The following is a 23,760-nucleotide window of genomic DNA, read 5'->3' as shown; positions in this document are numbered from 1 at the left end:
AGCCAAAATTGGGATATAAGGATAGAATGCCCTTTTTGCAAAAAAATGCGTCTACACGATGCCGCGCTCGATAAAGTTGGCGGAAACGGGAGCCCGTCCCAACTCGCGGGACCACACCGACAGCTGGCCGATATGGTGAATTTCGTGGGCGATGACGTGCCGGAGGATTTCCCCGGCGGTGAAATGGCGGGTTCCATCGGTGACCGGGAGCCCCTCCATATCGTCCGTCCACGTGTCGAGAAAGTCCGCCACTTCCTTATGAAACTCGGCCGACAACGCTTTTGCTTTTGCCAAAGTATTATACTGCTCAAGCGGCTCCTGAAAATCCGGCTTCCCCTGAATCACGCGAATCCAGCTCCATTCCACGTCGGCGATATGAAACAGCGTTTCCAGAATGCTTCCAACGCCGCCAACCCGCTTCCGCCGCAGCTCCTCCTCCGGCAGATCTTCGCACCAGGCAAACCACTCGTCCCTGACTTGCCAGTTGTAATGGAACATTTTCAGCATACATTCGTCTCCTTTCCCAAACCGGCCTGTTCTAAGCCGTAGTACCCTGATTCTACCATAAGTCCCGGGCAAAATAATCCCGCGGAATGTAAAAAGCCCTTTGGCAGGGGCCAAAGAGCAATTGAGATTGAGAATAAACTATCGTTACTGCCGCGAAGCAAAAGCTTCCGCCGCAGCGTACAGATAATACGCCAGCCCGGTCTGCTGGTTCTCCAGCATATTCCGGTGGAACTCGTCGCTTAGGAAAAACTTGGTCTGGCCCGCGAAATCGGCCGCCGTGACCGTATGCCCGTGCTCATTTAAAAAAGCCAGATGCCCTGCGATCAAACTTTGAATCGAATCGTCCAGGTGGCTTGCGTTTTCCCGCAGGCCTTTGGCCATCCGGTTCATGAACGCCGCCGCTTCGGCCGCCTGCTCGTTCATTTGCGGGACATCGATCGGGCCGTCGTCCACCAGCCGGACTCCATAATTTTGCTGCAAATGACGATCCTGCTCCCGCAGCGCCTCCTTCCATTCTTCCTCGCTCGCAAACCCTTTGAACATATCCTGACCGTTCATAGTTTCTCCTTTCTCCGCAGCGCGGATCGATTTCTCCAGCGTTTGAATCATCGTCTCCAGCCTTTGCTTGCGCTCATGCAGCAGCGCTTTTTGTTCCGACAAAATCGCCGCGCGGTCCGGCTCTCCCTCCAGCAGCAGCTTGATCCGCGCCAGCGGCAAGTCCAGCTCGCGGTAGAACAAAATTTGCTGCAAGCGCTCCAGCTCCTTCATGCCGTACAGCCGGTATCCCGCCTCGCTGATCTCACACGGCAGGAGCAAGCCGATTTTATGGTAATGATGCAGTGTTTTAACCGTTACGCCGGATAAGGCCGAAACTTCTTTGACGGTATACGGCATTTGATTCTCCCCTCCTTTCCGAATCTTGCATTTGCCGGCTCGTTTACAGCATAAAGCCTCCTCCAAGAGGAGAGTCAACGGCCTTCAAGAATAAATTGCATTAAGAAAACCCTCGCCGCTGGCGAAGTCCTTTGTCGTGCACTCCCATACCTTAGATGCGCAGGAGGGTCTAACGGACTCCAACGACCCTGATTCGTTCTAAACCAGTCCTTGAACTGAAGGTTTTCAAAGAATTAAGTTAGGCGGTTTGCAAAATAGAAAAACACTACTTCGTTTGGTAAAGCGAGTGTGACGAGCTTCTACTGCAGATCAACACTCGCTGTCCGGAGTCTTTGCACGATTATCCCGTTTGATCAGGGTAGCAGAGAAATAGACAAGCTCGGGAGAAGAAAAAATATTGGGTGGAGAAGCAGATCGGTTCGAGACAATTTAGACGGGCTTAGGAAAGGAATCAGGTTTAGGAAAGGTGAAACAGACCAGACAGGAAATCAAGACAGAGATCAAGGCAGGGGATCAAGGACCCATTAAGTTGATCTGCATCAAACTCCCCCACGGCATGGCGTATTTTGTGCAGCAGCGACCAAGCGGTCTTGTAGGCGACCCTGATCACCTGGCGCAGCCGCAGCGCTGAGATGCCGCCCTCAAGCAGGAACAACTCCAGCGCCTGAAACCACTTCACCAGAGGCAGATGCGTTCCTTCAAAAATCGTGCCGACCAAAGGCGACGTTTGATGCTTGCACTTTCCGCACTCGAACAAAGGGATATGCCGGGAAGTCAGACGGCTGCACCGGGTGTGAGCGCAGCGCGGGCAGACGAAGCCGTTTGGCCACTTCATCGCGATCAGCGCCTCCATGCAGTCCTGCTCGCTGTTAAAACGGCTGCTGAATGGTTGAAGTTCCGTTCCCGTATTGACTTCCATGCCCGCTCGCCCCCAAATCAAGAATACACGAACATAAGTTCCATTTATTTCATTATACCAAACGTACGTTCCCTCATCAAGTCAAAAATCTCACCTGAACCGCCTCATTTTTTCCCCATCTTTTTTTTGTTTTTTTCTTCTCTCTTTTTTGGAATCCTTGCTCTAGCCCCCATCCCCTGCCCTGAGCGAAAGGAATAATCGTGCAAAGGCAGGCAGCATGCAGGGACACCAAGACACGAACACCAAGATAGAACCCTTTAGACAGCCCCCTCACCTGGCGTCGATTTGTGACACGGCTCGAAACGGCTCTATGGTAAAAATAGTTAGATTCGAGTTATAAACCCTTGCGCGAAAAGAGCGAAAAAACGGCGGAACAGGCGAAGTCACTCCCCCGCCGGTTCCAACCGCCGCAGCGTTTTTAAAATGATATCCGTGTATTTATGGTGTGCCTCATGGTTCAAGACGCGAAAATACAAGCTTCTCAGAAAACATTTAACGTTCGTGCCAAGGACGTGGTCATCGGGAAACCTGCCAGGTTTCGGAGCCGTCCCGAAGCGCTCGATCCACCCCGCGATCTCATCATCGGCAAGTATGTTTCTGTCCAAGACAGTAACGACGGCGGCAACGGTGCGCTCATCTTCTTCGTTGATAAAGGTGTACTGATGGTTGCATATTTTCGCTTGAAGCGTATTTAATATTTCCACGAGCGCGGGCTGCCGCATATGTTCCGAGCGGGCCAGGTCCTCAAAGGCATCGGCGGCATGCGCCATGGCATGGGCCCAGCCCGTGTCCCCCGTGTATCCGCGGAGATCGTTTTCCATCAGGAGATAGGCCACCAACTCGTTTTTGATCATTTCCGTATCGCCGCCGCGCAAAAAAGGATTTTGCCTGTCCGCAAACAGGATCAACGGGATGAGCAGTACGGAAAACGAACGCGTAAACACGGAATCGGTGCCTTTTTCCCCGATTTTATAGAAAAGGTGATGCTTGTCGAGGCAGATGTGGAGCAATTGAAGAAGCTGGTCCGAGGTATACATCCCTTGCGTCACCCAATGCTGGAGGGTCGTATAGATCAATTCATCGCGCAAAAAAGGATCGGGAGCCCCGATATGATCCATCATTGACAAAGTAACATCAAAGACTGGGGCAAAAGACGGCGCCTGGTAGTTATTTTTCCGGATTTCTATTAACCGTTCTTTTAACGTTAAGGTATCTTCCATATTCGCACCTCATAATTTGGGATTAAAAAAAGAGAAGCCCTAAGGACTTCTCCTTTTTAACCGATTATTCCTGCCCGATCGGGGGCCGGCACGTTTCTCATTTACGGCTTGTTTGCGGCCAGCGGAGCCGGTTTGGGCAAAAGCCGCTCCACCTCGGCCGCGGCCTCCTCGACCGATGCGGCGCGGACGACCGTAAACTCCGCATCGGCGTACTGATCTTCGGTATGCGCATAACGCGGATCATAATAATACGCCAGCAGCAATTCCACTGCCCGGTCGTATTTCCCGGAGGTCAGACACGACTCGATTTCCGCGGCCACCGGGATATGAATCTTCGATTTGATTTTCCGGAAAGATTCCAGACAAGCCTCCGGGTGCTTCCAGGGCTCGTAATCTTCCAAAATAATCTTGACGCGCACCTCCAACGGCAGCTCCAGGCGAATATGGCGTCCCTGCTCTTTTTTGGCGGCGAGAAACTCCGGCATCACCGCTTTGCCGATCCGCTTGCTCTCCGCCTCCATCAGTACATACGGTTCGTCCCGGTAGCGGAGCAAATCATCGACCAGCAGGGAATCGAACATCTTCTGGTTGCGCGATTTGAGGCCGATTTGCCCAAACGCCGAGCCGCGGTGCCCGGCCATCTCCTCCAGATCGATCACCGGGTACCCTTTCTCCTTCAGCGTGCGAAGCAGCAGCGTTTTTCCGCTGCCCGTATTCCCGTGGATCACGATCATTTGCGGGGCGAAGGACATATTTTCGAGCGTGCCGACGACCCACTGCCGGTAAGCCCGGTAGCCCCCCGCGAGCCGATAGGCATGGATGTCCATCAAGGACAGCAGCGTAGCCGTTGTTTTGCTGCGCATGCCGCCGCGCCAGCAGAATACGGCTTTCCGGCCGGGAATTTCGGCGAACTTACGGATAAATCCCGGCAGCTTGGCCGAGACGATCTCCAGTCCCCGCTGCTTGGCGGCCTCCGCGCTGACTTGTTTATATAACGTCCCGATTTCGGCGCGTTCCCGGTCATCAAACAACGGGATGTTGACGCTGCCCGGAATCGTGGACTGGGCAAATTCCGAAGGCGAGCGGACGTCGATAAGCGAGAGGCCCTTCTGCCGCTGCTCTACCCATTCCTCCAGGCTCAGATCCTGAAACATGTTCAAAAACCCCTTCTTGATGTTAATCTCGGCCGCTTCATTAGACTTCGACAACGATCCGGCCGGCGGGGCCATCCGTCACTTCGCCGATCAGACTGGCCTCCACGCCTGCATCCACCAAGGCCGCGAGCAGCTTGTCCGCCTGCGCCGCGCTCACCGAGATAAGCAATCCTCCGGAGGTTACCGCATCGCACAAAATATAGCGGTCGGTCTGATCCATCGCTTCCGGGAACGAAATGTCGGCTTCCACATGAGCGTAATTATTTTTCGTGCCGCCCGGAACGAAGCCCTGCTCCGCCAGCTCTCTGACGCGCGGAAGCACGGGTACCGCGCTTTTGCGGATCGTGATCCCGGCGCCGCTGCCTTTGGCCATCTCCAGGGCGTGTCCCATCAGCCCGAAGCCGGTTACATCGGTACAGGCATGGACCTCGTATGGCTCCATGACCTCGGCCGCGGTTTTGTTCAGCGTCGTCATCACGGACGTCACCCGTTTCGTCTCCTCCTGGCTGAGCTGGTCCTTCTTGATCGAAGTCGTCATAATGCCGACTCCGATCGGTTTCGTCAGGATCAGCTTGTCCCCCGGCTTCGCGCCGGCATTCGTTCTGATCTTGTCCGGATGCACCAGCCCGGTGACGGCCAGGCCGAATTTGGGCTCCTTATCGTCGATGGAGTGGCCCCCGACCAGGGTGGCCCCAGCTTCCCTGACTTTGTCGGCCGCGCCGCGCAAAATGTCGGCCAAAATGCTTTTGTCCAGCGTGGAAATCGGAAAAGCTACTATATTAAGCACGGTAAGCGGTTTTCCGCCCATCGCGTAAATGTCGCTGAGCGCGTTCGCCGCCGCCACCTGCCCGAACGAATACGGGTCGTCCACGATCGGCGTGAAAAAATCGACCGTCTGCACCAGCGCCAAATCATCCGACAGCCGGTATACGCCGGCATCATCGCTCGTGTCCAGGCCGACGAGCAGATCGGGATTCGGTTCCGCGGGCGGCAGATTGCGGATAACCTGCATTAGGTCGGCGGGGCCGATTTTGCAGCCGCAGCCGCCTTTGCTGGATAAAGAAGTTAACTTAACGGAATCCATCGTTGACATGATCCTCACTATCCTTCCCTTGCGAGTTGGTTTCGAAAACCGTTTCTCTCTTATAAATCGTACTCCAGCTGCCGGGAAAAAGGCAACTTATCTTATTTGCCCGCCTGCCCTAGGCCAAACTCCCTTTGACCTTGCCCATCCGGCGGAGCGGAACTGTGTTATACTATAGCTTGTGCAAAATTTATGGATACTCGGAGGACATCATGACTTCTTCAAACAGCGAACACTTCCATTCGGCGCGTTCTTTCAACCGGAAGACCGTGTTTTTCGTGATTCTGTTTCTCATCGTAGCCATCGCCGGCTTAAGTTATGTCAAGTGGTGGCCCTATTATGAAAAAGCGCTCAAAAGCGCGACCAGCCACTCGATCGGCTCCTCGATTTTGGGTTCGGACACGGCGGCGGCCCCGTCGCTGGGAGCCGCGGCGGATTATGCGCTCGCCTACTTCAAGTCGGTATGGAAGGCGGCGGTGCTCGGCATCCTGCTCGGCTCGCTCGTACAGGTGCTGCTTCCGGCCCAATGGCTGTACAAGGTGCTGGGCAGCAGCCGCTTCAAAAGCACCTTCCTCGGCGGCGTCGCTTCCCTTCCGGGGATGATGTGCACCTGCTGCGCCGCCCCGATCGCCGCTGGCCTGCGCAAAAGAAACGTGTCGGTCGGCGCGAGCCTCGCTTTTTGGATCGGCAATCCGGTGCTGAATCCGGCGACGCTCATTTTTATGACGTTCGTGCTGTCGTGGAAATTCACTTTGCTCCGGCTCGTGTTCGGGATCCTGATGACGTTTGGGATCAGCTACTTGGCAAACCGGTTCGCCAGAGGCAAGGAGGTTCCCGCTCCGGCCGCAATCGAAGCCGCCGAAAGCAAGGACGAAACGCCGTTTGCGCTGCGCTGGCTGAAAAGCCTGGGGCTGATGATCCTGAACGTCGTTCCGGCCTACCTGCTGTCCGTGCTCGTGCTCGGCGCTTTTCAAAACACGCTGTTCCCGGTGGAACTGGGCGGCGGTTTCCTCGCGATCCTCGTGTTTGCGATCGTCGGCACCCTGTTCGTCATCCCGACGGCGGCCGAAATTCCGATCATTCAATCGTTTACCGCGCTGGGCCTTGGCGCCGGACCTGCGGCCGCCCTGCTGCTGACGCTGCCGGCGGTCAGCCTGCCGTCTATGCTGATGGTGGCGCGTTCGTTCCCGCGCAAAGCGCTGATGTTCGTGTTTGCGTCGGTCGTTGTGATCGGCATCGCCGCGGGCATCGTTGGGGGATTGGTGCTGTAACGGAAGCAAAGTGGCAGCGAACGGCAAACAAAAGGACATGCCTGCAGGCCTCGGCCCGGCATGTCCCTTGCAATTTGGCTATAAAGGCAGAAAATGGCGTTATTCCGGCGATATCCGTCCATTTTAGAGAAATAGAGGAAATTTATGTACCTATTTTTTCCCCGTCGCATGGAAATACCCGCGTTCTGGACCGTTCATCAGAAAATAAGGATATAAAATTCCGCTAATGGGGATGCATGCTTGAAATCCGGATAATAAGGGCATAAAATTCCGCTATTTTGAAGGTCGGCGTTGGCTGGTCGCTTTAATAGCCGGCTGCCAAGCACGATTTCGAAGTTCAGCCCTTTTTACCGCTATTGCCTGCACCCTTTTCGGGCGAAGGGCGTCGGCAAAACTTCACGCCAATGCCCTCAGGCACAGCGACACTTCCACCCCGTCCGCCGCCGCTTGTTCCGAAGCGATCACCCAATTGACGGCCAAAGCTTGCTTTAAGCGGCCAAGCTGCGCTTCCGTGAGCCGCAGCCCTTCAATCCGGCCTTCTCCCACCGTAAAATCGGACCGGGAATCGAGGCGAAACGCTTCCTCCAGCCAGATCTTCAGCCCGCTTCGGGTGTTGAACGTCATCCGGTAACCGTGCTGAAGCGCCTGCTGCAGCGGTTCCCCATGTTCCTCCGCGTAATTGAAAATATCGCCGTATGTGAAATCTTCCGTTTCCGCCTCGCGAAAAACGGCCGGATCGCGAAAGTTGACGGCGTCCAGCAGCCGGCTTTCGCTGATGCCCGCTTTTCTGGCGTGCTCGAGCCTGAGGGCGGTATACTGGGATATTTTGACTAGCTCCATCCAAAAACGTCCTTTCTTATTGATTTTCCTGATACTAACTATTATTAAACTATAAATGCACAGTGCGTGACATCACCGTTTTTTCCGGCCGGGTGTGCTATACTCACCGAGCAAAACAAAGAACAAAGGGTGATCGTTACGATAGTCATTAAACGCGACGGGTCCGAAGTGGCCTTTAACCAGCAAAAAATCATCGACGCGATTTGCGCCGCCATGAACAGCACGGAGAAGAAAATCGACATGGACGTGGCGCAAAAGGTAGCCGACAAAGTGACCGCCAGAATCTCCAAGCTGGAGAAGGTGGATATCGAGCATATTCAGGACGAAGTGCAGTCCGCCTTGATGAACAGCCGCAGAAAAGACGCGGCCGAAGCGTATATCGGCTACCGCGAAATCCGCACGCTGAAAAGACGCGAGCGCAGCAGTCTGGACAAAAAGGTGCTGGGATTGCTGGAGCTGACGAACGAAGAAGTGCTCAAGGAAAACTCCAACAAGGACGGGGCGACCATTCCGACGCAGCGGGATCTGCTGGCCGGCATCATGGCCAAGGACTTCGCCCAGACCTACATGATTCCCAAACGGGTGGTCGAAGCCCATAACAGCGGGAGCCTGCATTTTCACGACCAGGATTACAGCCCGTATTTTCCGATCTACAACTGTATGCTGATCGACCTCAAAGGCATGCTGGAAAACGGCTTTAAGCTGGGCAACGCGCAGATCGAAACGCCCCGTTCCATCACGACCGCAACGGCGATCACGGCGCAGATCATCGCCCAGGTGGCCAGCCACATTTACGGCGGGAACACGATTAACGAAATCGATAAAATTTTGGCGCCTTATGTGGCGAAGTCTTTTGCCAAACATTATAAGAACGGCCTGGAGTGGCTGTATGAACCGGATGGCGCGGCGATCGCCGGGCTCGATATTTCCTACGAAAATACGAAGCTGCACGAACGTTACCCGAAATGCTTCGACTATGCCAAAAAGCTGACGGAAAAAGAAACCTTCGACGCGTTCCAATCGCTGGAGTACGAAATCAACACGCTCGTAAGCGCCAACGGCCAAACCCCGTTCAGCACATTCGGGTTCGGGCGGGGCATAAGCTGGGAGGAACGGCAGATTCAAATCGCCATTCTGAAGAATCGCATCCGCGGGCTCGGCAAAGACGGCAAAACGCCGGTGTTCCCCAAGCTGATTTTCGCCCTGGAAGAAGGGGTGAACTTGCGGCCGGGCGATCCGAATTACGACATCAAGGAGCTCGCGCTTAAATGCAGCACGCTGCGCATGTACCCGGACATCATTTCGGTGCCGAAAGTCAAAGCGATCACCGGGTCGTTCAAGTTTCCGATGGGCTGCCGCTCCTTCCTCGGCGCTTATGAAGAGAACGGACGGGAGCTGCATGACGGCCGCTTCAACATGGGCGTGGTTACCGCCAATCTGCCGCGGCTGGCGATTCAGGCGAAGGGATCGGAGCGGACCTTCTACAAGCTGCTGGACGAGCTGCTGGAAGTCTGCAAGGAAGGCCTGATGTACCGCATCGAGCGGTTGCGGGGCGTCAAAGCCAAGGTCGCGCCCATTTTGTACATGGAAGGCGCGGCCGGCAGTCGGCTCCAGCCCGAAGACACGATCGACCATCTGCTGCAAAACGGGCGGGCCAGCATCTCGCTGGGGTATATAGGCATTCATGAGACGATCTTGGCGCTATACGGCAATCACATCTTCGACGACGCCGCGCTAAGGCAAAAAGGCCTCGACATCGTGCGGTATTTGAGTGAGAAGACCGCCGAATGGAAAAATGAAACCGGGTACGGCTTCAGCCTCTACTCCACGCCGGCGGAATCGCTGTGCTACCGCTTCTGCAAACTGGACGAGCAGCGTTTCGGCGTGCTTGAAGGAATTACGGACAAAGGCTATTACACCAACTCGTTCCATCTGGACGTGGCCAAAAAGGTAACGCCGTTCGAAAAAATCGAATTCGAAAAAGCGTATCCCGTTCACGCGAGCGGCGGCTTCATCACCTACTGCGAGTTCGACTCGCTGGTGCAAAATCCCGAGGCGCTGGAAGCGGTGTGGGACTACGCCTACGAGCGGGTGCCTTACTTCGGGACGAACACCCCGACGGACAAATGTCTGGAGTGCGGATACGAAGGGGAATTCGAAGCGACCAACACGGGGTTTGAATGCCCGAATTGCGGGAACCGCAACCCCAAAACCTCTTCGGTCATCCGGCGCTGCTGCGGCTACCTGTCCGAGCCGAGCCAGCGTCCGTTTAACGCGGGCAAGCAGCGGGAAGTGCTCGCTCGCGTCAAGCATATGTGACGGCCGCCTATGCATATCGCGGACTATAAGAAATTCGACGTGCTTAACGGAAAAGGGCTGCGCAATTCCCTGTTCACCTCCGGCTGCACCCATCATTGCAAAGGCTGCTTCAACGCGGCCACCTGGAATTTCGCTTACGGTGTCCCCTATACACGGGAATTCGAGGATCAGGTCATCGCCGATTTACAGGTGGAGGACATCCGGGTGGCGGGCCTGTCCATCCTCGGCGGCGAGCCGTTTCAGAACGTGGACGGGCTGCTCGGTTTGGTGCGGCGGGTACGGGCGGAATGCCCGGGCAAAGACATCTGGATCTGGTCGGGCTACACGTTTGAGGAGATCCTCGCCGACGCCTCCCGCACGGAGCTGCTCGCCTATTGCGATGTGCTGATCGACGGCCGGTTTATGTTGGAGCGGCGCAATCTCAAACTAAAATGGAGAGGTTCGGAAAATCAGCGGGTGCTCGATGTCCGGGAGAGCTTGCGGGAGCGGGCGGCTGTCTGGCTGAAGTCGGAACGAGACGGTTTGTGAAGCTGGGGAGTTCATGCTGTAATGCAGGGAATACATGCTGTAAAGTAGGGAAATATGTGCAAAAAACAGGCGACCCGGCCTAAGAAGAAAAAGAAGCGACTCCAGCGAAAAAATAAGAACAATTATGGCACTAGCGTTGCATAAAACCTAACGCGAATAATCAAATATTAGTTAAATATGGGTAATTATGATCATTTTTCATGGAAAAAGCATAAAAAATCTCCTATTGTAAAGAGGTAGGTACGTTGTCCATAACTCTCTACAAAAGGAGACCATCCATGGATAACGTTAAAGCTAAAACGGTCATTCGTCAACTGATTTCCTTACTGCCCATCGATGTGCATCAACGTTTACTCTTCGACCATTACACCAAGAAACTTACCACGATGAAAGCGATCATGCTCTTCATCAATGCTCAGTTGAAACAATGGTCATCTTACGGTGAAATGGAAATTGCACTTCGTGCTGAGCCGAAACTTCAGCAGCTTCTACAGTTGGAGAGTATCAGCGGCTCGCAATTATCCCGAAAACTCGATCAGATCCCAACGGAGCTGTTGGAGTGGATGTTTCAGCATCTGGCATCACAAACACAGCAACGTGCTTGCCACCAGGGCCAGAGCGGGAAATTGCACATCATTGATTCTTCCAGCATTCGACTGCCGCTTCAACTTGGAAGTTGGGCCAAGATGTCAAATAAGAGTAGCGGCGTCAAGATGCATCTGCGCCTCGTTGTTACAGCTCCCGACAAGCTATTTCCTGATGCCATGATCCCCAGTTCGCTCAATGTAGGGGATCGTGCGGGGGCCGTTGAACTGGTCGTCCCCTCGGATGCGATTTATGTGATGGATCGCGGTTATGATGATTATGCCCGGATGGATCAATGGGTCCAGGACAACATCCAGTTTGTGATCCGTATGCGAGATCGCGCGCTTGCCACCGTCATTGAGGAGTATCCTGTTCCGGAAGGCTCGAACATCACGCGGGACGCCAAGGTTTGCGTGGGCAGTTCCTTCCGATCCATGGAACATTCCGTTCGTTTGGTGGAGTTTTATGACGAGCAGGAACGGACTTATCGTATTTTTACATCGGTATGGGATAAGACCGCTGAAGAAATCGCGCAGATCTACAAAAATCGCTGGCTCATCGAGTTGTATTTTAAATGGCTGAAGCAACATTTGCGATTGAAGAAGCTGCACAGTCATAAACCACAGGCTATTTGGAACCAGTTATTCTTGGCTTTAATTACTGCCTTGCTCGTGGAGCACATCCGGCACAGCACCCAAACGGCAAAAACAAACTGGCAAGTGCTCCGGATTCTCCGCGAGTATTTGTACCGTTCATGGCGATCCTTTCGAACCGAACTGGATCGGAAACCCAGTCGAAGTAGTCCGGGGAGACGTCCGGGGTCAGGTCCCAAAGCGTTATCGGTGCGCACAATGGTTGGGATAATTAAGCCAAGCAAATTCAAGTAATAATATCCATTATATACATTTAATGGGACATCGCGACCTACGCATTAGGTAACCTTGACTTTTTGGTCTTAAGCTTAAAAAATGACTGTAAAAAAATCCATTTATAGTTTCAATAATCCAAATGTGGGTTTTGCTGAAAATTGATGTTAGTGTTCTTGCAACGCTAGTGCAATTATGGTCGTTATTTCGGCGAAAGCCGACCATTTGAGAGAAATAGGGGCATTTTATGCCGCTATTTTCCCCGGTTGCAAGGAAATGCCCTTGTTCTGGACCATCCATAGGAAAATAAGTACATAAAATGCCGCTAGTGAGGATCAATCTGCCAGGGCCCGGATAATAAGTACATTAAACGCCGCTATTTTGATGGCCGAAGACCGAAGACCGACGGCCGACGGCCCGCCTGCCGGCCGTTCCCGCAGCCGGCGGCCAAGCGCCGATTTCAAAGATAGGCGGTTTAGCGGACTATTCTTTTCCGTTTCGGCTGATCAGGCCGCGCAAAAGCTTCATGACCGCGTGGATTTCGGTATCGGTCAGCAAATAATAAGTGCTCACGGTCCAGGTTTCCTTGTTCTTAAGGTGAAAAATCAATTCCGGGAACTGAGGGAGCAACCACTTTCGGATCGAGGGACCATTGTAGCTGATGCCCGAAATGTCCGGCCAAGCGACGGTGCGCGTTCCATCCGAAATCGTTCGCTGATCATAGGTGAGCAGGCGCGGATCGGACCGCAGAGCTCTGGGGAAGCACGCAACGAAATAGCCCCCGAAAAACGGCAACCCGATTATGGCCGAAGTGATGCAAAAAAACAGGCGGACCGGGCTAACATCTATAAATATAGCCGCGTACAGCAAAAACAGACAGACGAGGACAAAAAGCAAGCTGCCCAGCGTTTTGCCCCATGCCACGGATTTCCGGTAAGAGATCGTCTTCATTGTCCAACGCCTTCCAAAGTCTTCGGGATTCTCCGTTCCCGTTCTGTCTATAGTGTCTAAAGAACCAGCCTCGTTCTTAATGACGTAATATGAGCCAGATGATGATTGCCGTGCCAGGCGTAAGTGCCGAGATTATAAGCCAGACTGGTTGTTGTGCCCGATTCGGGATGCTGGAATGTCCGCTCGTAATCCGCTTCGCTCAGCGCTTTCAGCAAAATCACCCATCGCTGGTGCAACGCCTCAAGCAGGGCCAGCGAAACCCCAATATCCGCCATGGAATCCGGCAGCTCCGCCCACCGGTCTTCGAAATAGGGGCGAATCGTCGGGTTGTCTTCCGTCAACGCCAGCTTAAACCGCGTATAAGCGTTGATATGGCTGTCGGCCACATGGTGCACGACCTGCCGCAGCGTCCAACCTCCCTCCCGGTATGGCAGGTTCAATTGATCCTCGCTAAGCCCTTCGACCGCCTGCCTCATTCTCGCGGGCAGGGTCTCGATTTCCCGGATCCATTGCTCCCGCTGGGCGGTGGAAATTTTCCCCGTAAATTCAAATTTGCCGATCGGATATCTATAGTCCATTCCTCGCTTCGCCTCCTTTATTAATGATTTTATGTATACCCTAATTTACCGCCGCTGTCGATACTATTGATGAAAAATTTGGCGTCCCTTTTTCTGATCACAAGCTCTGCCTGGACTATAGCCTGGGCTGGATTAGCGTTTGAATATAGCGGAACTTTATGTTCTTATTTTCCGAATTTGCGCACGCTTGTTACCATTAGCGGAATTTTATGGTCTTATTTTCCAACGGGTAGGGTAAACGGGGGCCATGTCCCTGCGATTCAGGGAAATAGCGCCATAAAATTCCGCTATTATATTTAAAATATATGATCGCGCCGAAATAGAAACATTTTTTTCCTTTATTTTTCGCTAAGCTAGATATCGTTGACCGGAGTATAGCCGTGCAGCCAGTTCAATTCGCTGTCCTCCATAAACCGCGACGGCCAGCTTCGTCCGTCGCTTCCCCAATCGGTAAACGTCTTGACGGACTGGTAAAACTCCTCGATATGATCGGCCGTCGGCGCTTTAAGCATCCGGTCGATTAACCCCAGCAAATCGTGCGGTTTATGCGGCGCATTTTCCAGTACTTTCAGGAACCATTTGTGATAAGGGTAGAGCATTTCGTTATGCGCCAAAATCAAACGTCCGCCGAACAGCACCAAATTGTTGACGGAATGCTGCAACAAATAAAGGTTATCATGCTTGAATGCCTCCGCGGAGTACCATTTCCACGCCTCCAGTTGGGCCAAAAAGCGGGCTATGTTTTCCTGCTTCCGTTCCACCGGATACCGGACAATCTCCGCGAGCAGTTCTTCCAGCCCGTCCACCTTCGAAAAAAAAGGGATCGCCCCCTCAAAAGCAAAGCGGGCAGGCTCGCTCCCTTTCTCCACCACCTGTTGCAGGAAGCCGTAGGAGATGTATTTTCCATCTACATAGCCGGATTCATATTCCGTCACTTCATTCTCCCAATAGGTGAGCTCGCCGGTACTCAAGCGCCGGGCGTATTCCTTGTCGGACACGACCATCATTACGTCTACGTCCGAGGAAGCTTTGGCGAATCCATGCGCAATCGAACCCGATATCAATAAAGCCAAAATGTCCTCTCTGTCGGCCAGCTTGGCTTTGAGCTTTTCGATGGACTCGGCGTGATGCTTGAACATTTCCCATTCCTCCTTTTAACTCCCGCATAAAAAATTATGAATCAAGCCTGCACCCGGTCGTTGCGCGTATTCGGCTGCGAATAGACGAGGAACTCGAGCGGGTGCTCTGATTTGTTGAACACCTGATGTGGAGTTCCCGGCCGGACCTCGATCCCTTCATGGGCTTGAAGAAGATGTTCCGTTCCGTCGACTTCAATGTGCATGTATCCGGATAATACGAAGAAAAACTGGCTTGCTTTGATATGAAAATGCCTGGTTTCACGGGTGTTTGGGGGCATTTTTTCGTGAATGACGCTCATTTCTTCCCGGTCCACCAGTCTCCATCCGTCGCAGCGTTCCCCCCAGATGTAATGCTCCGCGTTGCTTTTACTGATCATGCATACCACCCCTACTTACAAATTCGGCCAACCTCCGGTCCTCCCAATCGTACAACTCCAGCAAAGCGGCATAAGGGTCACCGGGCAACCCAAGCCAATCGGCAAACGCCGGCTCCGTTTTCATGCCCTGCCGCCTTCTCTTGCGAATTTCCCGTGGCCCAGCGGGTCCGGCCATTTCCAAAATACGATGCTCAACCACCATATGTTTATAGGCATTTTGCCCGGTGACCGGCACGGACTGGCCAAAAATTTCGAACGGGAACCCGCCGGCCGCAAAATTCGCTACCGTCCGCATCATACCGTTGACAGTTTTCGACTTGCACCGGAAATCCTCGTACCTGCCAAACATTAGCTGCACGTCTCTCTGAAACTTGCCGTGGTCGTAAACCTCGCAGATGATGTCCAGATCGCTGGCCGGCAGGTCGATGCCGAGCGGAATCGTTCCGGCCAATACGGGATGGAAGGGTGCGAGCAGGTCCATAATCTTCAGGTCCGTCATTATCTTGTAAGCCTCTCGCTGCCTTGGGTTTCCTTCCAGCAAATATGCTATCGTCGAAAAATCTCGCATCGGGCGCTGCCCTCCCTAAAAGCTAGATTCACGGAACACTTTGTACCATTTCAGTATACCATTCTCCGCCTACTCTATCTTTTCAGAAACGTACCTAGAGTGATATAGTTAATTTAGCTTACAGATGGTAGAATCTTCTTGAATTTCTACTATATTCACATATAAGAAGGGGGGGCATTGAGTTATACCCGGTCCCATCGGCTTCATGCATGTGTAATAACCGCAACGCTCGTGAGTAACCAATTTTTGTTTCTGGGAGGAGATAGAGTTGATAAGCAGAATTCGTTTTCGTATATGGCTCATCTATTTGCTTGCCCTGGGGCTGACCGCCACAGGAGCTTTCCCCGGTACAACCGCAGCTTCGGGCTCGGCGCCCTTGCCGTCAATCGGTCAGGTTTCAACGTCCGCAACAGCAACAGCTTCGGAACCTCTCATATCGCCTCATATCGATACGTCATCCAAGGAACCGGTCAGAATTATCGTTCAGCTTGACGGCCAACCTGCCGCGGCCGGAAAATTTGCAGCCAAAGCCGGCATGCGTTCCTTGGCTGCAGTAACGACGGAAGCTACGGTCAACAAAGAACAGCAGAAATTTTTACATACCGCAGCCGATCAAGGCCTGGATCTAGACGTCAACTATCAGTACGACACCGTGCTCAACGGTTTTGAAATTACGATTCCGGCCAATGAAATCCCGAAGCTGGCGGACATCCCCGGCATCAAATCGATCCATGAGAACAGCACATGGTATCCGGTTCCGCTGGAAACGGCTGCAATAGAAGAAGGCGCTCCGTTCGAAATCAATCCGATCAAGCAAATCGGAGCCGACCTTGCATGGGAAAAAGGGCTTACAGGAAAAGGCCTGAAGGTCGGGGTGATCGATACCGGCGTCGACTACCTGCATCCCGATATCGCAGGCGCTTATAAAGGCGGCTATGACTCGTTTTACAACGACAACGACCCTTATGAGGAACCGCCGATCCCCATAGAAGATGATCCGCTGGGCACAGGGTTTGAAGGGACCTCGCACGGCACCCATGTGGCCGGAACGATCGTAGGGCGGGCCGCCAATACAGAGAGCGACGTCGTGCAAAAAGGCGTTGCTTACGAGGCTGAGCTATACGCCTATAAAGTGCTGGGAAGAAGCCAGGAAAATCCTTCCCAAACCAGCGGCTCCTCCGCGCAGGTGATCGACGGCATTGAACGGGCGGTCAAGGACGGGATGGATGTGATCAACCTGTCGTTAGGCTCCGACTCCGAAAAAGACGTCAATTCGCCGGATGCCGTCGCCATCAACAACGCCGTATTGTCGGGCGTCGTGGCGGTCGTCGCCAACGGCAACGCCGGGCCGGGGTATTACAGCATGGGCTCGCCGGCTACGGCTCAGCTGGCGATTGCGGTCGGCGGCGTAGACACCGACAGTCTGCATTATTCGGGTACCCTGACTTCCAAATTTGCCGATTTATCCGAATCGCCTGATTCGCCGGGCTCCGCTTCGTCCACGGCCACTTCGGCAACTTATGCAACCTATAATTTTAACGTCATGGCATGGGAAACGATGCAGGATGATTTTCGCAACATTTTGGGTACGAAGCCACTGGAGGTCGTCTATGCCAACCTGGGCAGCGATGAAGACTACGCGGACTTGGATGTCAAAGGCAAAGTGGTTTTGGTTTCCCGCGGCGCCCAACCTTTTGCCTACAAAATCGCCAACGCCAAGGAGCACGGAGCGGTCGCTATCGCCATTTTTAACGGCACGGCTGACGCCAGCGGCAAAAATGCCGAGTTAAGCGATGCAATCCCGGATGAGTACGACGGGCATATCAACCTGCCTCAAGGCGATTCTTTTGGCTATATTCCGACCTTTGACCTCAGGGGACAGGACGGACGCGCGATGGCCCGGGCCTTGACGGAAAATGACGGACTCGCCCTGAATTTTACCTTCAGCGGAGAGTATCCGTCGGAAATCGTTCCGGGAGACTCCTTGTACGCCTATAGCTCTTGGGGGCCAAACGCCGACGGCGACCTGAGCATCAAACCGGACATCCTCGCCCCTGCCGTCAACATTAGGTCCAGTTATCCGGCCTACGGCAAACTCGTGGAGGGCGCCGCGTACGACCAGGCTTATATGCGCAGCAGCGGCACCAGCATGGCGGCTCCGCATGTGGCCGGTTTGACGCTGCTGCTCCTGCAGGAGCATCCGGATTGGACGCCTTTTGACGTTCGCGCGGCATTAGCTAATACCGCCGATGTATTGGAAAACGGCGACGGCGGCTTGTATAAGGTATATCAGCAAGGGGCCGGGCGCGCCAATGTGGCAAACGCGGTCGAGACGCCCGCTTTGCTGCAGGCCGTTGAGCCGATCACGATCCTTGATCCGAATTTCAACCGCAAAAATGTCGTGAACTATAACTCATCCGCAAGCCTCGGCGTCGTTGCTCCCGGCTCGAGCCAAACCGATGTCCTGCAGCTGAAAAATACGTCGAACCAAGAAGTCAGTTATGAAGCATCTGTTGTGTGGCACGGCGGTCATGACGGCGTGGAGGCCGCGCTTGACCTAACTGCGTTGACCGCCGCCGCCGGGGAGAACGCTACGTTCCAGTTGACCTTAACGGCGGCTTCCGATGCCGCAAGCGGATTTTATGAAGGACAGGTCAACCTGGCAAATCCGGGCTTGCCGGAGCTGCATCTGCCATTTGTGGTTTACGTCGATAAGCAGCCGCCGGCGAACGGATTCGGCATTCAGGAGGCCAAGGTTACGAACTCCATCGTTTACCCGAACCGCAGCACGCAAAAATCGACCGATTTGAGCTTTAAACTGACGGCCGCGGATACGAATTTTTTACAAATTCGCGTGTACAATGTGAATGACGAACTGCTCGGGCTGATCGGGGATCAGGTTACCGAGGACATTAACGACCGTTTTGTGCCAGGGGTTTATACCTTCGAAGGAATCGGCAGCGCGTATTACCCCGTCGACGCGAACGGCAATTTGATCCTCGATGGTCAAGGCCAGCCGGTCACCCGGCACCTGAAGGACGGCATTTATAAAATTTGGATTTACGCTCTTCAGTTGGACAGCAACTATCAAATAGCCGTGAGAAAGGATGGCACGGCAATTATGTACAACAACGTCAACTCCTTCCGGGTGGACAACTCCACGGGAAGCAACGGCGGTGGCGGTGGTGGAAACGGCGGCGGCGGTGGCGGCGGTGGCCGCGACAAAGGCAATAGTTCCGTGACGAATCCGGCTGCTCCCGCCGCACCTTCGGCAAGCTTGAGCGCCGTAGCGGAAGCTGTCATTGCCCCGGGCCATAAGCAGGTAAATCTCACCGCCAAGACGACTGCGGACGGCGGCGTCACGACAGCCACGGTGGGGGACAGCGAACTGAGCGCCGCGCTGGCTTCGGCCGGATCCGGCTCGCCGGCCGCGATCGTGCTTAGCTTGCCGGGTACAAACGTGACAAACGCCAAGGCGTCGTTCACAGCCGGGCAAGTCAAGCAGCTGGCCGCCCTGCATCCGCAAAGCGTGATCGTGTTTAGCGCAGAGGGCTCCGCTTTGGCTTTGCCGGTTAGCCTGCTGGGGCAAGCTCCGGCTTCCGCCGGGCTCGATCTGATCATCGAACCGTCCGAAGCCGGCAAAGCCGCCTTTACGGAGCATGCTCCCGGAGCAACGGTCCTCGGAACGCCGGTTCTTTTTGCAGCGAACTGGGTTGCCGAGGCCGGAAGCACGCCGCTCAAGGTGCCGGCCGGCACCTTCATCAAGCGGGCGTTCACCGTACCGGGGCAAATTGAGCCGGGCACGGCCGGAGTCCTTTATGAAGAGAACGGTGAAGTCAGACCGGTCGCTTCAGTATTCACGGCCCGGGAAGACAAGACGACGCTGGTCACGGTAAACCGCCCTGGATTTTCCATGTACGCCGCCGTCACACGTACGATTCAATTCGATGATATTGGCGGTTCGCCTGCAGCGGAGCATATTCAGGCGTTGGCAAGCAAGTTCATCATTGAAGGAACTTCCGCCGGCAAGTTTTTGCCAAACGGCAACTTGACCCGCGCGGAATTCACATCCCTGCTTGTACGGGCGCTGGGCCTTAAAGCGCATGGCACTGCCGCCCGGTTCGGCGACGTGAAGACGACCGACTGGTTCGCCGAAGATATCGCCGCCGCTAATGAAGCCGGCATCATCCACGGCAAAAGCCAAAACGTGTTTGCTCCCGGCGCAAGCGTAACGCGTCAGGAAATGGCGGCGATTCTGGCAAGAGCTTTGACGTTTACGGGAGCCAAGCTGCCGCAGGCCGATTCGCCGGCCGCCGCTTACACCGATGCGGCGGAAATTGCCGATTACGCCAAAGACAGCGTTGGGGCGTTAACGGCCGCCGGTATCATCGGCGGTGTGGACGCTGACGGCGGAACCTACTTCCGCCCGAACGTCACCGCCACGCGCGAAACTGCCGCCTCGGCGCTGTATCTGCTGCTCAGCAAGGCGGGCTTGTCCGATTAACAACCGGATTCCGGCCAGGTAAGCGGCAATAGATTAACGGGAAAAGGCGATGCAGAAAATCATCTGCATCGCCTTTTCTTTATTTTTCAAGCAAGTACTTTAGGGACGGCCTTATAACTCATAACCGGATATATCGAGATTAATGAAATCTACGCACCACCGTGTTGACCATAGGTTATGACAGTAGGTTGATGAATAAAACTTGCGTCGGAAATAGCAAAAACTAAAAATACAAGCATAGCCGCTGCGATAGCTATTTTATTCTTCATACGACCTGACGCACCTCACTAACTATGTTCTTGTACTTTAAACATAATTCTTCAGACGCTATGTGTCTAACTTGTTCAAATAAAACCATAAACTTAATAATACTATCTTCTTTATTAATCATAACTGAATTTTCCAGACCCGGCATCATATATTTGAATCCGTTTTCGTAATCACCTTTACGCACATAATAATAAGTAAGATCGTACAAAAACTTGTTAAAGTAATCAGGTATCACCTGACTCATATAAAAATCATTTGTTTGCTGACGTTCATAAGCTTCTATTTCCGAACTAAATTGTTGGAGGATATGATCCACATCCATTTGATGTCGGTTAGCTGCATACAAAATATTAAATAATCCCTGTAGAATCTCTACCGGGTGTTGACGGAGATACTCTACATATTCCGGCAAAACTCCGATATCGCCTCCCATAAGTTTATTGGCATAGGTATTGGCCTGCGACCACTTTTGAAATAAATCCAACCAGTGCTTGGTATCCGCATCCGTTTCTCTTACCCAGCTTAAATCCGCGTATTCATAAGTATATTGCAGCGCTTTTTCAAAATCATTCCTACCTTCACAAACATCAGCACATAACAGTTTGGCATAGGCAATGTATACAAACAGCGGCCTGCTTAATTTGCGCTGCATTTCCTGAAATTTTGCCGCGGATCGTTTTTCGTTAAAGTATAATATTTTTGCTTTATGCTCCATCTCATGGGCTAATGCTTCAACTCGATCCCATTGGCGAACGGAACGATACAAGTTGGCCAAATCCTTCAGGGCATCCAGCTGCCGGACTTCATCCAGCCGGTCAACGAAGGGTTCAAATTGGTAGGCAAATTTGAGATTCCGCACTTGGTCTTCCCCGATCCGGATTTTGAACAGCCGATATTCACATAAGGCCAAGCGTTCTGAATACTGCCTTTTTTCGCTCATGGCCACATTTTCATACAGTATTTCCGCTGCCGCATAGTTGCCGTTTTCGAACAACTCTTCCGCCATATCAAATAACGGGGTGGTATACGTCAAATCATCTAATAATAAACTTACTGTTTCCCGGATACAGTCCAACTTGCCTATTTCCGCACATTTACGAAGGAAGGGACCAATCCTGCGCCAGTTGGGATCGAGATCTTGGAGATATTCATGAATATAGTTTTCATAAAAGTGTCCTTTGGGGAATCCCAATACTTCCGTAATCCGATCCAAATGATCGGCGGTTAGCGTTCGAGCACCATTTAACAAATAACTGCACGTTCCTACGTTAATATCCAGTTTCAAAGCAAACTGTCTTGTGTTTAAATAATTTTGTTTCATATATAACAAAACTTCTGCAAGTATCGTAGATGAGTTCAATTTAACCACTCCTTCCTATTTGTAATGGAGGATAAAATCCACAATATTGTTCGTATTGGAATTTTATGTATATTACAATTATATGCTTTTTTTTGGATACGGTCAATTGACTCTCCGAAACTCGTAGTCTACGACAGGCCTGTTGCATTAGGAATATTTTTGGGATTTTGTTCAATCCAATTTAAAATATTCCCATATCATAATCGGCCTGTTCAAAGAAAAGGAAAAGCGTTATATCTCTTCAATTCAATATCCAAATCCACTGGTGTATCGTCTATTATTCCTGGAACATATGGCTTACTGTAAAGAAAATCTTTATTCATATATTCACCCTACTTTCTATGAGCGTTATATTCCCCACCTATTTTTTCGGCAACTCTGTCAAATAGCATTGGCTAAAGGATCATTTCTTAGTTCTTTTTAAACATTTTGCACGATTATCCCGTTTGATCCGGAAGCAGAGAAGAAAATAGGTTTGGGAGAAGCAGATATGTTCGAGATCGTTAGACAGGTTTGTGAGAAGGAGGTTTAGGAAAGTTGATGCAGACCTGACGGGAGGCATGGGGGCAAGACACCGGGAAAAATGAAAGGACGTGACTAGCCCCAACTCTCCCCCATGAGCAAAAGGGATAATCGTGCAAAGCAGCATGCAGGGATACCAAGACACGAACGCTATCATAATTTATTTTGTCAAGCACTGATCTCGGTTTTGAGCCATCTTTATACTTACTTAAGTTTATAGACTACTCGCCGGCCATTGGATCCATACAAGAGTCTTACGGTTTTGACGGCATATTTCAGTTTGCAATTTAAACAAATGCCCGACTGCACTTCCGGTTAAATAACCGTAATTATCGATATAGTCCTAAAAAACAGGCCTTCCCCTCGCCTGCAGGAAGGCCACCTCATGGTCCGCTTCTTTTTTCACCAATCAAAATCCTGTTCATACCCCAAGTAAATAAGCAGCTCGCCCGCAACCTTTTTGAATGCGGCTATCGTCTCTGGGGTGTACGCCTTTTTCCATCTCCCTGGCGGCAAATGATGTTTAGGCTTCACCAGTTTCAAGCGGCTGATCCGCTGGAGATACTGCTCCTTCGTGAACTTCCGCCCCCCCTCCTGAAGATCGGGCCACACATAATCCACGACCCGCGCAAGCTCGCCGTGCAGCAGCTTGGGATCGCCGGCGGCCTGTTCATAACGAATCGTCAAGGTACCGGGATCGTCCATCCACCGCAAATACCGGTTGTAATGCTCATTGATGTCCCCATAGCCAATCTGCACCTCTCCGTACTGCTTGGAGACGGCCCGGCTTTCCATAAAACCGTTAATCATCCGGAGCAGACGCTCATCCATCGATTTAAAATGCTGGCGGAAATATGATTGATGCGGATGTTCGGGGTTCCTCAAAATGGAGAGAAGCATGCTCAAGATCATGTCGCGCGGATCCCTCACCATAAATATCCGGCGAACTCGCTGCGCATCCAAAAACCGCTTTATCGTCTCACTGTGGTAGAGGTGCCCCGAGCGGATTTCCCCGGATTTCAATTTCAACAGCTCTTCTTGAACGTCCCCCTCCCACTGGTTCACCCATTCTCCCTTGCGCAGGGGCAGCAGCTGCGCCAGCAGGTAATTCATCTCTCCAAGACCGGACTCCGGAACCCCGATCACAAGTAATTTTACCGGCATCCCTATCGCCAACTCCTTTCTTTTCCGTGTTCTCTATTAATCTATGTTTCTATCGAACTGCCGTGCTTGTACGCTTATCTCTGAAAATCAAAAACTAGTAATTTTTTTAAAAGTTCATATGAGCACCCAAGCAGATGCAG

The 23,760-nt window shown here is 52.6% G+C and carries 18 protein-coding genes and 1 pseudogene; 5 read left to right on the top strand and 14 right to left on the bottom strand.

All coding sequences use genetic code 11. The annotated features are described in order from the left end of the window. Window positions 1-51: 51 nt before the first annotated feature. The 6 genes and pseudogenes from NYE74_RS11010 to selD form a co-directional block, all read right to left on the bottom strand. Entirely contained in the window at window positions 52-507 is a 456-nt protein-coding gene (locus tag NYE74_RS11010; RefSeq protein ID WP_124333090.1) for a DinB family protein, read from the bottom strand. A 144-nt stretch (window positions 508-651) separates the two neighbouring features. Continuing rightward, complete coding sequence (locus tag NYE74_RS11005; protein WP_124333089.1) at window positions 652-1,401, bottom strand: MerR family transcriptional regulator; 750 nt, start codon at window positions 1,399-1,401, stop codon at window positions 652-654. 526 nt (window positions 1,402-1,927) lie between these two features. Further along, a pseudogene (locus tag NYE74_RS11000) lies at window positions 1,928-2,320 on the bottom strand (transposase); the annotation flags it as partial. A gap of 383 nt (window positions 2,321-2,703) precedes the next feature. Beyond that, window positions 2,704-3,540, bottom strand: coding sequence for a DUF2785 domain-containing protein (locus tag NYE74_RS10995; RefSeq protein WP_036620265.1), 837 nt, complete (start codon window positions 3,538-3,540; stop codon window positions 2,704-2,706). A gap of 101 nt (window positions 3,541-3,641) precedes the next feature. Beyond that, entirely contained in the window at window positions 3,642-4,694 is a 1,053-nt protein-coding gene (mnmH, locus tag NYE74_RS10990; RefSeq protein WP_036627656.1) for a tRNA 2-selenouridine(34) synthase MnmH, read from the bottom strand. Between the two features lie 40 nt (window positions 4,695-4,734). Beyond that, the gene (selD, locus tag NYE74_RS10985; protein ID WP_371861058.1) at window positions 4,735-5,778 is read right to left on the bottom strand and encodes a selenide, water dikinase SelD; all 1,044 of its coding nucleotides are present in this window, start codon (window positions 5,776-5,778) and stop codon (window positions 4,735-4,737) included. Window positions 5,779-5,990: 212 nt separating this feature from the next. Between selD and NYE74_RS10980 the strand changes: the two genes are divergently transcribed. After that, window positions 5,991-7,049, top strand: coding sequence for a permease (locus NYE74_RS10980; protein ID WP_124333087.1), 1,059 nt, complete (start codon window positions 5,991-5,993; stop codon window positions 7,047-7,049). A gap of 396 nt (window positions 7,050-7,445) precedes the next feature. Here NYE74_RS10980 and NYE74_RS10975 read toward each other — a convergent pair whose 3' ends face one another. Further along, complete coding sequence (locus NYE74_RS10975; RefSeq protein ID WP_036620257.1) at window positions 7,446-7,889, bottom strand: hypothetical protein; 444 nt, start codon at window positions 7,887-7,889, stop codon at window positions 7,446-7,448. A gap of 129 nt (window positions 7,890-8,018) precedes the next feature. On the opposite strand from NYE74_RS10975, the gene nrdD reads away from it, so the two are divergent. The 3 genes from nrdD to NYE74_RS10960 all read left to right on the top strand — a co-directional run bounded on the left by nrdD (window position 8,019) and on the right by NYE74_RS10960 (window position 12,208). Continuing rightward, window positions 8,019-10,208, top strand: a complete 2,190-nt coding sequence (nrdD, locus tag NYE74_RS10970; RefSeq protein ID WP_316561694.1) for an anaerobic ribonucleoside-triphosphate reductase — start codon at window positions 8,019-8,021, stop codon at window positions 10,206-10,208. A 9-nt stretch (window positions 10,209-10,217) separates the two neighbouring features. Further along, the gene (gene nrdG, locus NYE74_RS10965) at window positions 10,218-10,736 is read left to right on the top strand and encodes an anaerobic ribonucleoside-triphosphate reductase activating protein (protein ID WP_036620256.1); all 519 of its coding nucleotides are present in this window, start codon (window positions 10,218-10,220) and stop codon (window positions 10,734-10,736) included. 278 nt (window positions 10,737-11,014) lie between these two features. Continuing rightward, window positions 11,015-12,208: an IS4 family transposase gene (locus NYE74_RS10960; RefSeq protein ID WP_036618208.1), complete on the top strand. Its 1,194-nt coding sequence runs from the start codon at window positions 11,015-11,017 to the stop codon at window positions 12,206-12,208. A gap of 462 nt (window positions 12,209-12,670) precedes the next feature. Here NYE74_RS10960 and NYE74_RS10955 read toward each other — a convergent pair whose 3' ends face one another. From NYE74_RS10955 to NYE74_RS10935, 5 genes are all read right to left on the bottom strand, one after another. Then, entirely contained in the window at window positions 12,671-13,138 is a 468-nt protein-coding gene (locus tag NYE74_RS10955; protein ID WP_036620255.1) for a DUF5381 family protein, read from the bottom strand. A gap of 56 nt (window positions 13,139-13,194) precedes the next feature. After that, window positions 13,195-13,716 (bottom strand): YfiT family bacillithiol transferase, encoded by a 522-nt coding sequence (locus tag NYE74_RS10950; protein WP_036620253.1) that lies wholly within the window; start codon window positions 13,714-13,716, stop codon window positions 13,195-13,197. Between the two features lie 353 nt (window positions 13,717-14,069). Next, on the bottom strand, window positions 14,070-14,855 hold the full coding sequence (locus NYE74_RS10945; protein ID WP_036620252.1) for a nucleotidyltransferase domain-containing protein: 786 nt from the start codon (window positions 14,853-14,855) through the stop codon (window positions 14,070-14,072). A gap of 41 nt (window positions 14,856-14,896) precedes the next feature. Next, on the bottom strand, window positions 14,897-15,232 hold the full coding sequence (locus tag NYE74_RS10940; RefSeq protein WP_036620250.1) for a cupin domain-containing protein: 336 nt from the start codon (window positions 15,230-15,232) through the stop codon (window positions 14,897-14,899). Then, window positions 15,222-15,800, bottom strand: a complete 579-nt coding sequence (locus tag NYE74_RS10935) for a DUF4269 domain-containing protein (RefSeq protein WP_124333086.1) — start codon at window positions 15,798-15,800, stop codon at window positions 15,222-15,224. Before NYE74_RS10935 ends, NYE74_RS10940 begins: the two co-directional genes overlap by 11 nt. A 268-nt stretch (window positions 15,801-16,068) precedes the next feature. Between NYE74_RS10935 and NYE74_RS10930 the strand changes: the two genes are divergently transcribed. Further along, window positions 16,069-20,304 carry a S8 family serine peptidase gene (locus NYE74_RS10930; protein ID WP_270619763.1) on the top strand — a complete coding sequence of 1,412 codons (4,236 nt, stop codon included), beginning with the start codon at window positions 16,069-16,071 and terminating at the stop codon, window positions 20,302-20,304. Window positions 20,305-20,569: 265 nt separating this feature from the next. On the opposite strand, the gene NYE74_RS10925 is transcribed toward NYE74_RS10930, so the two are convergent. Next, window positions 20,570-21,943, bottom strand: a complete 1,374-nt coding sequence (locus NYE74_RS10925; protein ID WP_227872927.1) for a transcriptional regulator — start codon at window positions 21,941-21,943, stop codon at window positions 20,570-20,572. Window positions 21,944-22,858: 915 nt separating this feature from the next. Then, complete coding sequence (locus NYE74_RS10920; protein ID WP_036620240.1) at window positions 22,859-23,620, bottom strand: sulfotransferase domain-containing protein; 762 nt, start codon at window positions 23,618-23,620, stop codon at window positions 22,859-22,861. Window positions 23,621-23,760 lie beyond the last annotated feature (140 nt).

The organism is Paenibacillus sp. FSL P4-0127, from assembly GCF_038007325.1.
GTDB lineage: Bacteria > Bacillota > Bacilli > Paenibacillales > Paenibacillaceae > Fontibacillus > Fontibacillus macerans.
The sequence above is the reverse complement of the archived record's forward strand: the minus strand, read 5'-3'. Positions and strand labels throughout refer to the sequence as shown.

Bases quoted from the DNA above. Each gene is read 5' to 3' on its own strand.
- NYE74_RS11010 (WP_124333090.1), bottom strand. From the start codon at position 507: ATGCTGAAAATGTTCCATTACAACTGGCAAGTCAGGGACGAGTGGTTT.
- NYE74_RS11005 (WP_124333089.1), bottom strand. From the start codon at position 1,401: ATGCCGTATACCGTCAAAGAAGTTTCGGCCTTATCCGGCGTAACGGTT.
- NYE74_RS10995 (WP_036620265.1), bottom strand. From the start codon at position 3,540: ATGGAAGATACCTTAACGTTAAAAGAACGGTTAATAGAAATCCGGAAA.
- mnmH (WP_036627656.1), bottom strand. From the start codon at position 4,694: ATGTTTCAGGATCTGAGCCTGGAGGAATGGGTAGAGCAGCGGCAGAAG.
- selD (WP_371861058.1), bottom strand. From the start codon at position 5,778: ATGGATTCCGTTAAGTTAACTTCTTTATCCAGCAAAGGCGGCTGCGGC.
- NYE74_RS10980 (WP_124333087.1), top strand. From the start codon at position 5,991: ATGACTTCTTCAAACAGCGAACACTTCCATTCGGCGCGTTCTTTCAAC.
- NYE74_RS10975 (WP_036620257.1), bottom strand. From the start codon at position 7,889: ATGGAGCTAGTCAAAATATCCCAGTATACCGCCCTCAGGCTCGAGCAC.
- nrdG (WP_036620256.1), top strand. From the start codon at position 10,218: ATGCATATCGCGGACTATAAGAAATTCGACGTGCTTAACGGAAAAGGG.
- NYE74_RS10960 (WP_036618208.1), top strand. From the start codon at position 11,015: ATGGATAACGTTAAAGCTAAAACGGTCATTCGTCAACTGATTTCCTTA.
- NYE74_RS10955 (WP_036620255.1), bottom strand. From the start codon at position 13,138: ATGAAGACGATCTCTTACCGGAAATCCGTGGCATGGGGCAAAACGCTG.
- NYE74_RS10950 (WP_036620253.1), bottom strand. From the start codon at position 13,716: ATGGACTATAGATATCCGATCGGCAAATTTGAATTTACGGGGAAAATT.
- NYE74_RS10945 (WP_036620252.1), bottom strand. From the start codon at position 14,855: ATGTTCAAGCATCACGCCGAGTCCATCGAAAAGCTCAAAGCCAAGCTG.
- NYE74_RS10940 (WP_036620250.1), bottom strand. From the start codon at position 15,232: ATGATCAGTAAAAGCAACGCGGAGCATTACATCTGGGGGGAACGCTGC.
- NYE74_RS10935 (WP_124333086.1), bottom strand. From the start codon at position 15,800: ATGCGAGATTTTTCGACGATAGCATATTTGCTGGAAGGAAACCCAAGG.
- NYE74_RS10920 (WP_036620240.1), bottom strand. From the start codon at position 23,620: ATGCCGGTAAAATTACTTGTGATCGGGGTTCCGGAGTCCGGTCTTGGA.